The sequence below is a fragment of the Cumulibacter manganitolerans genome, from assembly GCF_009602465.1.
Taxonomy (GTDB): domain Bacteria; phylum Actinomycetota; class Actinomycetes; order Mycobacteriales; family Antricoccaceae; genus Cumulibacter; species Cumulibacter manganitolerans.
The window spans coordinates 1-13,774 of the sequence record NZ_WBKP01000038.1 but is presented as its reverse complement, the minus strand read 5'-3'; the positions used below and the strand labels follow the sequence as shown (position 1 = coordinate 13,774).

At 70.4% G+C, this 13,774-nt stretch carries 13 protein-coding genes; 4 read left to right on the top strand and 9 right to left on the bottom strand.

Annotated features, from left to right (window positions below; all coding sequences use genetic code 11):
• The first annotated feature begins 41 nt into the window (after positions 1-41).
• Together F8A92_RS13245 and F8A92_RS13240 are read left to right on the top strand one after the other, a co-directional pair.
• Positions 42-1,568, top strand: coding sequence for a class I adenylate-forming enzyme family protein (locus F8A92_RS13245; protein ID WP_153505639.1), 1,527 nt, complete (start codon positions 42-44; stop codon positions 1,566-1,568).
• 172 nt (positions 1,569-1,740) lie between these two features.
• A complete protein-coding gene (locus F8A92_RS13240; protein ID WP_194291485.1) occupies positions 1,741-3,636 on the top strand; it encodes a helix-turn-helix domain-containing protein in 1,896 nt (631 codons plus the stop codon).
• Here the strand turns inward: F8A92_RS13240 and F8A92_RS13235 are convergent.
• The 3 genes from F8A92_RS13235 to F8A92_RS13225 all read right to left on the bottom strand — a co-directional run bounded on the left by F8A92_RS13235 (position 3,633) and on the right by F8A92_RS13225 (position 6,913).
• Entirely contained in the window at positions 3,633-4,406 is a 774-nt protein-coding gene (locus F8A92_RS13235; protein WP_153505637.1) for an enoyl-CoA hydratase/isomerase family protein, read from the bottom strand. The genes F8A92_RS13240 and F8A92_RS13235 overlap by 4 nt on opposite strands.
• 10 nt (positions 4,407-4,416) lie before the next feature.
• Complete coding sequence (locus F8A92_RS13230; protein ID WP_153505636.1) at positions 4,417-5,571, bottom strand: acyl-CoA dehydrogenase family protein; 1,155 nt, start codon at positions 5,569-5,571, stop codon at positions 4,417-4,419.
• A gap of 100 nt (positions 5,572-5,671) precedes the next feature.
• Positions 5,672-6,913 carry a glycoside hydrolase family 3 N-terminal domain-containing protein gene (locus F8A92_RS13225; protein WP_228389440.1) on the bottom strand — a complete coding sequence of 414 codons (1,242 nt, stop codon included), beginning with the start codon at positions 6,911-6,913 and terminating at the stop codon, positions 5,672-5,674.
• 187 nt (positions 6,914-7,100) lie between these two features.
• Between F8A92_RS13225 and F8A92_RS13220 the strand changes: the two genes are divergently transcribed.
• Both F8A92_RS13220 and F8A92_RS13215 read left to right on the top strand, forming a co-directional pair.
• A complete protein-coding gene (locus F8A92_RS13220) occupies positions 7,101-7,424 on the top strand; it encodes a hypothetical protein (RefSeq protein ID WP_153505635.1) in 324 nt (107 codons plus the stop codon).
• A gap of 10 nt (positions 7,425-7,434) precedes the next feature.
• A complete protein-coding gene (locus F8A92_RS13215; RefSeq protein ID WP_153505634.1) occupies positions 7,435-7,728 on the top strand; it encodes a hypothetical protein in 294 nt (97 codons plus the stop codon).
• Here the strand turns inward: F8A92_RS13215 and F8A92_RS13210 are convergent.
• The 6 genes from F8A92_RS13210 to F8A92_RS13185 form a co-directional block, all read right to left on the bottom strand.
• Positions 7,709-9,085, bottom strand: coding sequence for a DUF4921 family protein (locus F8A92_RS13210; protein WP_228389439.1), 1,377 nt, complete (start codon positions 9,083-9,085; stop codon positions 7,709-7,711). The genes F8A92_RS13215 and F8A92_RS13210 overlap by 20 nt on opposite strands.
• Positions 9,086-9,198: 113 nt before the next feature.
• Positions 9,199-9,678 carry a mycothiol transferase gene (locus F8A92_RS13205; RefSeq protein ID WP_153505633.1) on the bottom strand — a complete coding sequence of 160 codons (480 nt, stop codon included), beginning with the start codon at positions 9,676-9,678 and terminating at the stop codon, positions 9,199-9,201.
• Positions 9,679-9,708: 30 nt separating this feature from the next.
• Positions 9,709-10,356: a prepilin peptidase gene (locus F8A92_RS13200; protein ID WP_153505632.1), complete on the bottom strand. Its 648-nt coding sequence runs from the start codon at positions 10,354-10,356 to the stop codon at positions 9,709-9,711.
• Positions 10,357-10,367: 11 nt separating this feature from the next.
• Complete coding sequence (locus F8A92_RS13195) at positions 10,368-11,258, bottom strand: type II secretion system F family protein (protein WP_153505631.1); 891 nt, start codon at positions 11,256-11,258, stop codon at positions 10,368-10,370.
• Positions 11,259-11,292: 34 nt separating this feature from the next.
• Positions 11,293-12,249, bottom strand: coding sequence for a type II secretion system F family protein (locus F8A92_RS13190; protein ID WP_153505630.1), 957 nt, complete (start codon positions 12,247-12,249; stop codon positions 11,293-11,295).
• A complete protein-coding gene (locus tag F8A92_RS13185; RefSeq protein WP_228389446.1) occupies positions 12,246-13,766 on the bottom strand; it encodes a CpaF family protein in 1,521 nt (506 codons plus the stop codon). The genes F8A92_RS13190 and F8A92_RS13185 overlap by 4 nt, the downstream gene beginning before the upstream one ends.
• Between the last annotated feature and the right edge of the window lie 8 nt (positions 13,767-13,774).

Sequence of the window (13,774 nt, the reverse complement as noted above, 5' to 3'; positions counted from 1 at the left end):
GGCAGGACCTCACAAGGTGCGCGAAAGAGGAGGTGTGACGCGTGCTTGCAACCGGTAATCTCACCCTGAACCACGTCATCGCGCACCGGGCCGAGGTCGACGCCGACCGGATCGGCCTGATCTTCGAGGCCGCCGATCAGCGGTGGACGGAGATGTCGTACGCCGACCTGTACGAACGAGCCGGCCGGCTCGCCGGCGGGCTCGCCCGGCAGGGCGTCCGTCAGGGCGACCACGTGGTCCTGCATATGAGCAATCGGCCCGAGTTCGTGGTCGGCCTGTTCGCGATCGCCCGCCTCGGGGCGATCGCGACCCCGACGATCGCGTCGTACGCCGTGGACGAGCTGCGCTACGTGCTGCAGCACGCCGAGGTGAAGATCGTCATCTGCGACCCGGACCGGCAGGCGGTCGCGCAGGCGGCCGCCGAGCTGTGCGAGCCGCGCCGGCCGGAGGTGGTGTGCACCGCCGACCTCGACGAGTACGTCACGGACGAGGCGCCTCCTGCGGCCGACGTCCGAGCCTCCGACCCCGCGGTGCTGATGTACTCCTCGGGCACGACGGCCCGGCCGAAGGGCGTGGTGCTCAGCCACCAGGCGATGGTGCTGTCGGGCGAGGTCAACGCCCAGCATCAACGGCTCCGCCCGGAGGACCGTGGGCTGTGCGTGCTGCCGCTGTTCCACATCAACGCGATGAGCCTGTCGCTGCTCTGCGCCGTGGTCACCGGAAGCACCGTGGTGGTGTGCGAGGTGTTCGACGCGAAGCGTTACTGGAGCCAGGTTCGCACCTACGGGATCACCGTCGGCAGCCTGGTCGCCAACCCCATCCGCCAGCTGATGCTGCTGCCGGAGGATCCACGCGACGCGCGGCACTCGCTGCGGATGATGCTGTTCGGGATGGCGCTCGCCGACGAGGAGATCGCGGACTTCGAGCGTCGCTACGACGTGCCGCTGATCAACCTGTGGGGGATGACCGAGGACGCGACGATCGGCACCCGCAGTCCGCCGTACCTCCCACGGAACCCCGTCTCGATCGGCCTGCCCCAGCCGGGGATGGACCTCGGGGTCTTCGATGCGGAGGACCGGGAGGTCGAAGCGGGTACGCCCGGGGAAGCGCGGTTCGCGGGGCAGCCGCGGCTGGCGGAGTACTACCGCGACGAGGAGATCACGGCAGCCGCATTCGCCGGCGACCGGTTCCGCACCGGCGACACGATGATGATGGACGAGCTGGGCTACTTCTACTTCCTCGACCGGTCGAAGGACGTCATCAAGGTGAAGGCCGAGAACGTGGCCTCCGCGGAGGTGGAACGGGTGCTGGTAACCCATCCGTCGGTCGCCGACGCGGCCGTGGTCGGCATCCCGGACTCGTGGCGCGATGAGCGGATCGTCGCGTTCCTGCTTCCGGCGCCGGGGGCAAGCATCGACGTCGACGAGATCCGGGCGCACTGTCTGGAGAGCCTCGCGAGGTTCAAGGTCCCGCACGAGGTGCACGTGGTCGACGAGTTCCCGCGCACCTCCATCGGCAAGATCCGCAAGAACGAGCTGCGCGACAGAGCCAAGGGTGACCGGATCTAGCGCCCTCGACAAATGGAGCGGTACGCTCGATCGCGGGCCCCAGCCGGACCCAGGCCCGCACGAAACCCGACGACGAGGCCGGCATGCTGGCGATCTGTGGGGATCCATGCAGGAGCTTTTCGACCGCACCCCCTCGCGCGAGAGACCTGGGCTCCTGTCTGCGGGCGTCGTGGTGAGGCTGCTCGACCTGCTCGACGAGGAACGCGTGATCGACCCCGACGAGCTGTCCGCCCTGATCGGTGCCGAGGACCTCGACGAGGCGACGTGCCAGCAGATCACCGACCGGATCCAGCGGGTGCAGGCGCACCTGTCGCGGGCGGGACGCCGTCGCGACGAGGTTGCGGCCTTGTTCGCCAGCAGCAGGGAGCTGGCCGAGCAGCGCGAGTTCGACACGCTGCTGCGGCGCCTCGTGCAGCGGGCGCGCGACCTGGTGGGGGCGGACCTCGCCTGGCTGTCGGAGCTGGATGTGCCCCGCGGCGAGCTGGTGGTGCAGGCAGCCGTCGGCTCGGTCTCGGCGGAGCTGGAGCGGCTGCGGATCACGTTCGGGCAGAGCATGGCCTGGCATGTGGCCTCGCACAAGCAACTGCACTACTCGGCGCGATATCACGATGATCCGCGGTTCCGGCACAACCTGAATGCCGACTCCGTCCTGGTGGCGGAGGGGGCCGTCTCGGTGCTGGCTGTGCCGTTGGTCGCCGGCGACGAGGTGATCGGCACGTTGTGCGTGGCGACCCGGACCGAGACCAGGTTCCATCCGGAGCAGATCGCGCTGCTCACAGCGTTCGCCGACCATGGAGCGGTGATCCTGCAGGGCGCCCGGTTGCTCGCGCAGGCGCAGACCTCCGCCGAGGAAGCGGGCGAAGCCCGTCGTCGGCTCGCTGCCCTCGTCGAGAGGATGGAGCAGGCCCACAACGACCACGTCGAGCTGACCGAATGCGTGCTTCGAGGGCAGAGCGTGGCGCAGGTGGCTGCGGTGCTCGCTACCTCCATGCGGCGTGAGGTCTTCATTCTCGATACCGACGGACAGCCGCTCGTGGACTCGCCGGCGCACTTTCCCGTCGAGGGATGCTGGCGCCACCCCGAGGTCGTGGCTGCGATAGCGACCAGTCGCAGCACCGGCCGTTACGTCCCGACGTCCGCCCCCGGGGTCGCCGGGGTGGTCGCGGTCCTGGCCGGAGACACGCATCTGGGCTCCCTCGTCGTCACCCGCACCGCCGAGCTGCTCGACCCGGTGCAGCTGAAGACGATCGAGGATGCCGCGCGGATCATGGCGCTGCTGCGACTGAAGCAGGACGCGCAGGCCGACGCCGAGGAACGCGTCCGCGGCGACCTGCTGCATGATCTGGTCGAGCCCGGCTCGCGGGGTACCGAGGAGGTGCGAATCCGGGCTCGGGCCCGCGGGTTGAACCTCGACGAGCTCACTCGGCTCTTCATCGTGTCTGCGGGCTCGGACCGTGCCGAGGTGCTGCGGACGCTGCGAACGATGCCCGCCCGGCCGAGCCTGGTCGCGGAGCATGCCGGGGTCGTGCTGGTCGTCTTCGCCGAGTCGGCCAGGACCGACGGCAAGCACCTCCATCGATGGGTGCGCGCGAGGCTGCGGCTTCCGGTGCTCGTGGTCGAGGCACCTCATGCGTCCAGCTGCGACGAGGTCGCCGCACGCTATCGGGAGGCCCGGCGCTGCCTGGACATGCTGCCGGCGCTCGGCATCCACGACGCGGCCGTCGCGACTGCGGCGTACCGCCCGTACCTTCGGCTGTTCGAGCCGAACGCCGACGACATAGACGAATTCATCCGGACGCTGATCGGCCCGCTGCTCGACCGTGACGAGGATCGGGGAACCGAGCTGCTGCAGACGGTCAGCACGTTCGCCGAGTGCAATGCCAGCACTTCCCGTACGGCGCGCGCGCTGCACCTCCATTCGAACACGATCCTGCAACGGATCTCCCGGGTGGACGAGCTCCTCGGGCCGGCGTGGCGCGAGCCGGACGACTTCTTCCGCATCCAGGTCGCCATTCGCCTGCATCGACTGAGGGGACGCGCCTCACCGAACCCCGACCCGGCCGGCTAGAACTGCGGCGGTCGTTTCTCCAGGAAGGCCGCGAACCCCTCACGGGCCGGCGGCCGGTCACCCAGCCCGCCGATGGTGGTGGCCTCGTCCGCCATGTGCTCGCTGCGCGATCGCGACCAGGCCGTGCGCATCAGCCGCTTGGTCTGCGCGACGGCCTCGGGGGACGATGCGGTGATGGCGCCGGTGAGCTCGGCGACCGAGCCCGAGAGGTCGGCCGCCGGCACCACCCTGCTGACGAGCCCCGCCTGGAACGCCTCCGTGGCGGACATCTTGCGGTTGGTGAGGTACAGCTCGAGGGCGCGCTGCACCCCGAGCGCCCGGGCCAGCGTCCAGCTGACGGCGCAGTCGGGGCTCAGCCCGATGAGGCCGTAGCCGGTCACGAAGAACGCCTCCTCGGCGGCGATCACCAGGTCGGCGCCGAGCGCGAGACCCACGCCCCCACCGCCGGCCGCGCCCTGCACGACCGACACGACGGGGACCTCCAGGCCTTCCAGCGTGTTGAGCGCATCGTGCAGCGGGAGCGCGACGACCTCGTTGATGCGTTCGCCGACCTGCGAATCGGCGAACGACGCGATGTCGCCGCCGACGCAGAACCGCTTGCCCTCCGCGCGCAGCACGACGCACCGGATTCCTTCGAGGGAAGCAATCCCGGCCACCCGGTCGCGTAGCTGCTCGGCCATGTCCAGGGTGAGCACGTTGCCGTGCTCCGGGTCGTCCAGGACGACGCTCGCCAGAGCGCCGTCCACCTCGAGCCGCACTGTTGTCGTCATGGCGGCCAGCCTACGGAAGCTCGCCGCGCTGAACCAGCTGTCCGACGATGACGTTGCGCTGGATCTCGTTCGTGCCCTCGCCGACGATCATCAGCGGCGCGTCGCGGAAGTAGCGCTCGACGTCGAACTCGGTGGAGTAGCCGTAGCCGCCGTGCACGCGGATCGCGTCGAGCGCGACCTCCATCGCGGTCTCCGAGCAGAACAGCTTGGCCATGCCGGCCTCGAGGTCGCTGCGCTCCCCGGCCTGGTAGCAGCGGGCCGCGTGCCAGAGCAGCTGCCGGGCGGCGGTCAGCTTGGTGGCCATGTTGGCGAGGGTGGCGCCGACCTGCTGGTGCTTCCAGATCGGCTTGCCCATCGACTCGCGCTCCTGGGCGTACTTCAGCGCGTCGTCGAAGGCCGCGCGCGCCACGCCGGTCGCGCGGGCGGCGACCTGGATCCGGCCGATCTCCAGCCCGCGCATCATCTGCGCGAAGCCCTTGCCCTCCTGGCCGCCGAGCAGCGCATCGGTCGGGACCCGGGCGCCGTCGAAGCTCAGCTCACAGGACTCGACGCCCTTGTAGCCCAGCTTGGGCAGATCCTTCGACACCTCGAAACCGGGGACCTTCTCCACCAGCAGGATCGAGATGCCCTTGTGGCGAGGCTGGGCGCTCGGGTCGGTCTTGCACAGCAGCGCGACGAGACCGGCCTTGCGGGCGTTCGTGATCCAGGTCTTCGATCCGTTGATGACGTACTCGTCGCCGTCCTTCGTGGCGACGGTGCGCATGTTCTGCAGGTCGCTGCCGCCGCCGGGCTCGGTGAGGGCCATCGTCGCGCGCAGCTCGCCGGTGGCCATCCGCGGCAGGTACTTCTGCTTCTGCTCCTCCGTGCCGTAGTCGGTCAGCAGCTTCGAGACGACCGTGTGCCCGCCCATGGCGCCGGCCAGCGACATCCAGCCGCGGGCGAGCTCCTCGGTCACCCGCGCGTAGCAGGGAGTGGACACCTTGACGTCGCCGTACGGCTCGGGGATCGCCAGACCGAAGATGCCCATCTCCTTCATCGCCTCGATGAACTCGGTGGGGTACTCGTTGGCGTGCTCGATCGCCTGCACCTTCGGCTTCACCTGCTTGTCGACGAAGTCGCGCACCGCGTCGACGATTGCCTGCTCCTCGGCGTCCAGCTCAAACACGTGGTCCTCCAATGACGGGATCGAATTCTATAGAATCGTCTCAGCAGGTCCGGTGCGCGGTCAACCCTCCGCGGCGTCTGCCACGTCACGTCGGCGGGCGCTAGCCCGAGCACGGCAGCAGGTGCTGCTTCTCCTTGAGCGCGAGCACGCGGTCGACGGCCGCGTCGACCTTCGCGGCGAACGCCGGTTCCGCGCCGTACTGCGCGACGACCGCCGCGGCCATCGTCTGGGCCTGCGTCGGGACGGCGGTCAGCACGACGTCTCCACCGGCCTCCAGGTAGCGGGTGATGCGGTCGGCGACGGGGACGTCGGCCACCGACTTCGCGGCGCCGACATCGTCGGTGAAGGTGACGCCGGTGAAGCCGAGCTGGCCGCGCAGCAGCCCGTCGATGATCGCGCCGGAGAACGCGGCCTGGTTCTGCGGATCGAGCTGGGGGTAGCGGGCCGTCGAGACCATCACGATGGGCACCCCGGCCTGGATCGCCGACTGGAACGGCGCGAGCGCCGGGTCCGCCGCACTCGCGACGTCGTCGTCGATGCCGGACGCCGTCTGGTCGGTGTTGCCGGTGATGCGCCCGATCCCCGGGAAGTGCTTCACGGTGGCCGCGATGCCGCCGTCCTGCATCCCCTGCAGGAAGGCGATCATCGGTGCGGTGACCGCCTGCGGGGTGTCGCCGTACTGCCGGTCGTAGCGCCCGATCGGCCCGTTCTTCTTGCCGATGTCCGCCGGCACGACGTCGGCGACCGGCGCGAGGTTGATGTCGATCCCCGCCTGCTTCAGCTGCTGAGCCCACTGAGCGGCCTGCGCGCGCAGCGTCTCCGGGCCGAGCATCGCCTGATCCAGCGCCGACGGGATGCTGCTCACGCCGGGTCCCTTGAGCTGCTGCACCTGGCCACCCTCCTGGTCGATGGCCACCCAGGTGCCGATCTGGGCCGTGCTCGCGGACTGGGCGTGGATCTGATCGGTGGCCTGCTTCGCGGCGGCCTGGCTCGGCCAGCCGCCGAGCAGGAAGACCCCGCCCGCGTTGCCCTTCTTCAGCTGCGCGCTGGCGTCGGCGGTCGAGCCCGGCGTCATCGCCACGAGAATCAGCTGGGCGGCCTTCTGCTGTGGCGACAGCATGTCCCCGATGCGCTGGGCGCAGGTCTGGGCCGGCGCAGCGCCGGTCTGTGCCGGACCGGAAGTCGGCACGGCGGCGTCGGACGGGGCGGACGTCGGCGACGAGGAGCCGCTCGGGGTCGCCGGGCCGGCCGCGTCCCGCCCTCCGGGGCCGCAGGCGGCACCGGTCAGGACGCCGATCGTCGCCAGCGCCGCCAGGCAGGTACGTCTTCTCGTGGTCCTCACCCGGCCCACGGTATCGGTCGGCGCGGTCCGCCGGCGGTGCCGCGGACCAGCGCGCGCGTCAACGCGGCGGACGGCGTCCTGTGGATGACCGCTCCCCGGTCCACAGACGCCCCGATGGCGCCGCCGACGCGGCCCGGCGGGTGATGGGGTGGGGCCGTACGGATCCACCTACCCCAAGGGAGAGCAGATGAGCGGACCGAAGATCGACCTCGATCAGGTGCAGGCAGCGATCGCGGTCGTGGACGACGCGACCGCGCAGATGAACGGCGTCACCGCGAAGGTCCTCGCCCAGGCGGACGCGAGCACCGCAGCCATGACGGCTCCGGCCGGCCACATCACCTCCGCGGCGTTCGGCGAGCTCGGCGGCGGCGGAAAGGCGCTGGCCGAGGAGCTGTCCGTGCTGCGCGCGGATCTGCAGACCCTCGTCGGTGTCGCGCAGGCCGGGTCGGACGAGGCGACCGCCGCGGCCAAGAGCGGCGGGCTTGCCGCCGCCATCGCCGCGGGAATCTAGGAGGAGAGCCGTGTCCGTCATCGCCTTCGACACCGAGCAGATCAGCGCGATCGCCGCCGCCACCGCCGCGCATCAGGGCGAGTGGGACGCCATCTGGGCCGGCGTGCAGGCCCGCCTCGGCGGCGTGGTGAGCGAGGCACTCGACGTGCTCACCGGCGCCGGGCTGCAGGAGCGCACCGCCCGCTATCAGCAGAAGACCGCGCTGTACACCCAGCAGCTGGCCGCGCGCGCCCAGGCCACCAGCACCATCGCCGCGATCGCCGAGCAGACCGGCTATGCCATGGTCAAGGCACTGTCGGGTTGAGGCGGTCACCGGCCGCGCGGCGTACCGCCGGGTTGTAGGCCAGGCAGTTCGGCAGGCACTCGCACTCCTCGGCGATCTTGACCGTGGCGGCGATGCGACCGCGCTCGCGCAACGTGAACAACGCCGGCACCACGCGATCGCGCAGGTCCACCGGGCTGATGGTGTTGAGATAGATCTTGGTGCCGCCCTCGAAACCGGCGAGCGTCGAGACGCGCAGCTTGATCATCACCCGCCACGGCATCGGGACGTCCACGTCCGGCGGCTTGTGGTGCCACTCCTCGTTGGACGGCACGTCGGCGCCGACCGCGGCGTGCACCGCATGGATGAGGTCCGACATCCCGCGGACCTCCTCGTCGGTGTGGTTCCACGGCTCGCTGTGCGGGCTCTTGGAGAAGATCTCCAGCGTCGGGTAGCGGTGCCCGAACCCGGAGTGCGCGATCGCGTAGTCGTTCTCCGCAACCACGAGGTTCTGGTACGACGCGAAGTTGACCGCGGCCTCGTTGTACAGGTTGGGGTTGACCCGGGCCCGGGCCAGCTCGAGCTCGGACTGCACCCCGCGCTCGTCGATCGCGACGAGCTGCTTGTGCAGATGGTCGAACGACGCTCCGGCCGGCTTGAGCCAGTTCTGGAAGACCGCGACGTAGCGCGCATAGCGGTTGGCGGCATAGAGCTCGCGCAGCGAGGCGATGGCGAAGCGCGTGTACTGGTGGTGCTCCTCGACGGTGAGCGTTCCCGAGGACGCCAAGTTGCTGTCGTCGATCGCGTCGTCGGTGAAGTGCCGGCGAGCGACGATCACGTCGTGGGTGCCGCCGAAGAACGAGGCGCCCTGCTGCTCGAGAAGGTCCTCGTCGTCCACGTCGGCCCGCCGCGCCTCGGGGATCTTGCTTCGCAGCAGGCCGAGGACGTGCGCCCGCCCGGCCGGCTCCGACAGGTACCGGGTCATCCGATCGGCGATGCCCTGGGGCAGGCGGTAGCCGTAGTTGCGGCGCCAGTAGTCCAGCGACACGATCTCGTAGAGGTTGGGGATCCGGCGGAACTCGGCGACCTGCTCGAACAGCCGGGCGATCGGCACGTCGACCAGCGTCGACCAGTTCTCCCCCGCCCGCACCACCCGCGCCTTCTCGGGAGGCGTCTTCAGGTAGTTGTCGCTGCAGAACGCGCAGCTGCGGGTGTGCGCGTCGTGCTGCAGCGGCCGCGGGTCGACGGCGGGGATGCCGAGCGGGCGGTCCCCGCGCCCGGGAACCGTCCACACCTGCGTGCCGGTGAACGGGCTGATCTGCTTGATCGTGCCGTCGGCCATGGTGCGCAGGTACGCGTCCGGCGTGCCGTAGGACACGGCGTCAGCGATAGGGAACACGAGACCTCCTTCCTTCGCGCGCTGGTTCATGCTTGATGCGGTGGGTTATACCCCGATATCGGCCGCATAGCGGGGTAAAGGCCACCGCATCGCGTCATGTCTGGGCACCCGGCTCATGTGACGACGATGTGCTGGTGTCCATCGATGAGCTCACGGACGATGTCCAGATGACCGGCGTGCACCGCCGTCTCCGTGAAGACCCGGAACAGCACCTCCCAGCCGTCCTGCATGGGCGGGGCGTCGAACACCGAGGCCGGAGGCCACCAGCGCGGCGGCGCGCTCAGATCGAGGCCGTCCAGGATCCGGTCGCTGCACTCGATCTGGTCGCGATAGCGACCGATCGCGTCGGTCCCCGACATCGGTTCCGACCGCCACCCGTCGTGCAGGCTCTCGATGGCCTGCGGATCCGCGCCGAGCACCGCGCCGATCCAGAACATCTCGTCGTCGTACGCAAGATGGTTGAGCAGCCGCGTGATCGACCAGCCGGACGGGACGACGATCCGAGCCAGGTCGCGCTCTTCCAGCCCGGCGACCGCGTCCAGCACGTGCCGCCGCTGCGCGGTGAGCTGCTCCCTCAGGTCCGCATCCCGCATGAACGACTCCCGCCCTCGAAGATCTTCGCCTCAGCCGCCGATGCCCGGGAACACCACGAGTCCCCACACCGCACCGACGACGGCACCAGCCATCATGCACGGCCCGAACGGGACGGCCCCGTGCCGGGTCAGGCGGGTCACCGCCAGCAGCGTCAACGCCACGACCGCGTTCAGCGCGAAGCCGGCGAGGACGCCGAGGACGACGTGCGGCCACCCGAACCAGCCGAGAAAGGCGCCGAGCAGGCCGGACAGCTTCACATCCCCCAGGCCCAGACCGGAGGGCGCGATGAGCGCGAGCACGAAATAGACGGTGATGACGATCAACCCGGCGAGCGCGGCCCGACCGAGCCGGCCCCAGTCGCCGCTGGTCGCCGCCGCGGCCGCCAGGAGCACGAACAGGATCGGATACATCGGCCCCACGATCACGTCGGGAAGCCGGTACGCCGCCAGGTCGATCACCACGAGCAGCGCTGCCGCGAGGGCGAGCGCGCACCAGGCGAGGAGCTCGGCCCAGCCGCGCGCCGTCACCGCGGCGCCCGCAGCGCCCAGCCCGGCCAGCGGGACGTGCAGCGCGCTACGCAGCCAGCGCGACTCCGTCTCGGCGACCCGGCGGATCCAACCGGTGAGCGCCGCTGCGGCGAGCGCGACCACGACGGTGGCGCCGACGATGGTGAGCATGTGCGACGTGCTCAGCTGAACGCCTTGACGATGTCCATTGCGGCCGGACCGAGCAGCACGATGAACAGCACCGGCAGGATGCAGAGCATGAGCGGGAAGATGACCTTCACCGGGATCTGCATCGCCTTCTCCTCGGCGCGCTGCCGACGCTTCATCCGCATCTCGGCCGCCTGGGTGCGCAGCACACCGGCGATGGAGACGCCGTACATGTCCGCCTGGACGATCGCCCGGATGAACCGCCGCAGGTCCGGCGCGTCGGTGCGGGCCGCCAGCGCCTCGTACGCCTGACGCCGCGACTGTCCCAGCTGGATGTCCTGCAGCGTCCGGATCAGCTCCTCCGCCAGTGGTCCCTTCCCGTTGTTGCCCGCACGGGCGATCGCCGAGTCGAAGCCGAGACCGGCCTCGACGGCGATGGTCATCTGGTCCAGGGTGTCGGCGAGCTCCAGCCCGATCTGCTGGCTGCGTTCCTGGCCGCGGCTGTACAGCAGCAGTTCCGGCAGGAAGTACGCGACGACGACGGCCAGCACTGTCACCATGATCGCCAGCGGCCCCGGCGAGGAGACGATGTACAGCAGCCCGAGGGCACCGAACACGAACGGCAGCACCACCTTCGCCGCCAGCAGCCGGTCGACCGGCCACTCGGCGGGCCGGCCGGCGCGGGACAGCAGCCGCTCGAGCCGTTGCACGGAGCCGGTCGGCGTGCAGCGGCGCGCGAGGGCGTTCAGCAGCGCGCCGGCGCCACCGCCCGAGGTCGCCTCAGCGTCGCGCTCTTTCTCCATGCCGCGCTGCAGGTTCGACAGCGTCTGGATCTGCGCCTCGCTGGCACCGCCGAAGACGGACCAGATGAGCAGCAGGAGCGCGATGCCGACCATGCCTGCGGCGATCACGACCACTGGTGGCATGGATCTGTCCTCCTTCCTACGGAACCAGAACGGCTCAGAACTTGAAGCTGACGACCTTGCGGAGCCACAGGGCACCGACGATGAGCATGATGATCGCGACGACGATCAGGATGTACCCGGTGAGGCTCTGGAAGAACTTGGCGAGGTACGCGGGATTGCTGACGGACAAGAACCCCGTGACACCGAACGGGAGCGCCAGCAGCACGAAGGCGGACATCTTTCCTTCGGCGCTGAGCGCCTTCACCTGGCGGCGGATCTGGTTACGCTCCCGGATGGTATTGCCGACCCCGTCGAGCACCTCGGCGAGGTTGCCGCCGACCTCCCGGTTGATGGCGATCGCCTGCGCCACCCAGAGGAAGTCCTGGCTGTCCATGCGCGCCGCCGCCTCCTCGAGCGCGGGCGCCAGCGGCCGCCCCACGCGGGTCTCGTTGACGATCCGCGCGAACTCTCCCGCGGTCGGCTCCTCCGCCTCGCGCGAGACCGAGTCGAGCGCCTGCAGCAGGCTGTGGCCCGCGCGCAGGCTGCTGGCCATGAGCTGCAGCGAATCGTCGAGCTGGTCGGCGAAGGCGTGCTGCCGTTTGCGGGCCAGCAGACCGAGCATTACCTTGGCGCCGACCGGGGCCAGCAGCCCCAGCAACAGCCCGAGGATGAGACCGGACAGGACGGTGCCGACCGCGACCGCCGCGAGGGCGCCGGCGACGACCAGCAACGCGAAGTCCTTCGGCTGGGTCTTCAGGCCGGCCTGCTCCAGGGCGGCGGCGGCACCGGCGGCGCCCCTCCGGCGCAGCAGCTTGTCGATCGCCGAGGTAGCCGCCGCGGTGGTCTGCTCCAGGCGCGTCGGCCCGAGCGCGACGTCGGGGCGACGGCGCTCCAGCGGAAGCTTCGTGCGGCCCGGCGCGACGGCGAGGTAGAACCCGGTCGCGAGGGCGAGCGCGCAGCACGCCGCGCCGACGATCACCGGCACCGGGAGGCCGGCGACGGTGCCGCTCATCGGATGCCCTGCCGATTGTCGGGGACGGCGAAGACGGCCGCCGGAACGGCGATGCCCAGCTCGTCGAAGCGGTCGGTGAACCGAGGGCGGATGCCGGTGGAGACCGGTTTGCCGAGGAATCGGCCGCTGGCGTCGATCCCCGCGGAGTAGTCGAAGAGGAACACGTCCTGCAGCGTGACCGTGTCCCCTTCCATGCCCTGCACCTCGGTGACCGCGGTGACGCGACGACTGCCGTCCCGCAGCCGGGTCAGCTGGACGATCACGTCGACGGCCGAGGCGATCTGCTCGCGGATCGCGCGTAGCGGCAGGTCCATCCCGGCCATCAGCACGAGCGTCTCGAGCCGGGCGATCGCGTCGCGCGGCGAGTTGGCGTGCACGGTCGACAGCGAGCCGTCGTGGCCGGTGTTCATGGCCTGCAGCATGTCCAGGCTCTCGCCACCACGGACCTCACCCACGACGATCCGGTCCGGGCGCATACGCAGCGAGTTGCGGACCAGCTCACGGATGCCGATGCCGCCCTTGCCCTCGATGTTGGGCGGCCGGGACTCCAGCCGGACGACATGCTCCTGCTGCAGCTGCAGCTCGACGGCGTCCTCGATGGTGATGATGCGCTCGCCGTTGGGAATGAAGGAGGACAGCACGTTCAGCAGCGTCGTCTTGCCGGTGCCGGTGCCGCCGGCGACGATGATGTTCAGCCGCGCGGCGACGCAGGCGTGGAGCAGCTCGGCCATCTCCGGCGTGAGGGTGCCGAAGCCGATGAGGTCGTTGACCTTGAACGGGTCCTTGGAGAACTTGCGGATGGTCAGCGACGATCCGTTGAAGGCCAGCGGCGGCACGACGGCGTTGACGCGTGAGCCGTCGGCGAGCCGCGCGTCGACCAGCGGTGACGACTCGTCGATGCGGCGTCCGACGCGGGAGACGATCCGCTCGATGACCTGGCGCAGGTGCTCCTCGGAGGCGAACTGCGCCGGGCTCCGCGACAGCTTGCCGCTCTTCTCGATGTAGACCATGCCGGGCCCGTTGACCATGATCTCGGTGACCGTCGGGTCGGCCAGCAGCCGCTCGAGGGGCCCGTGGCCGAGGACGTCGTCGAGGACGTCGTCGATGAGCCGCTGGCGCTGCGCGATGGTCAGCGGAGTCTTCTCCTCCTCGACCACGTGGTTGAGCTCCGCGCGGACGAGGGCGTAGAGCTGCTCCTCGCTGAGCGTCGGGTCGTTCAGCCGCGCGCCCAGGCGCTCGAACAGTGCGCCCGCGGCGCGGTCCTTGAGCTTGTCCAGCGCACCACCGGTGGAGGTCGCCGCGACGGCCGGCGGGTCGAGTGGGGAGGGCACTGCTACCTCGTGCGCGGCGACGGCCCGGGCCGGGCCCGACGCCGCCGATACCCCGGTCGCCCGGGCCGGCGGCAGCGGCTCGATGGCCGAAGCAGCACGGGCCGGAACCGGCGCGTCACCGCCGACGGCGGCCCGGCCGATCTCGCGGGCCGGCTCGTGGTGGGCCGCCTGCAACCGGTCGGACAGCCGGGCGG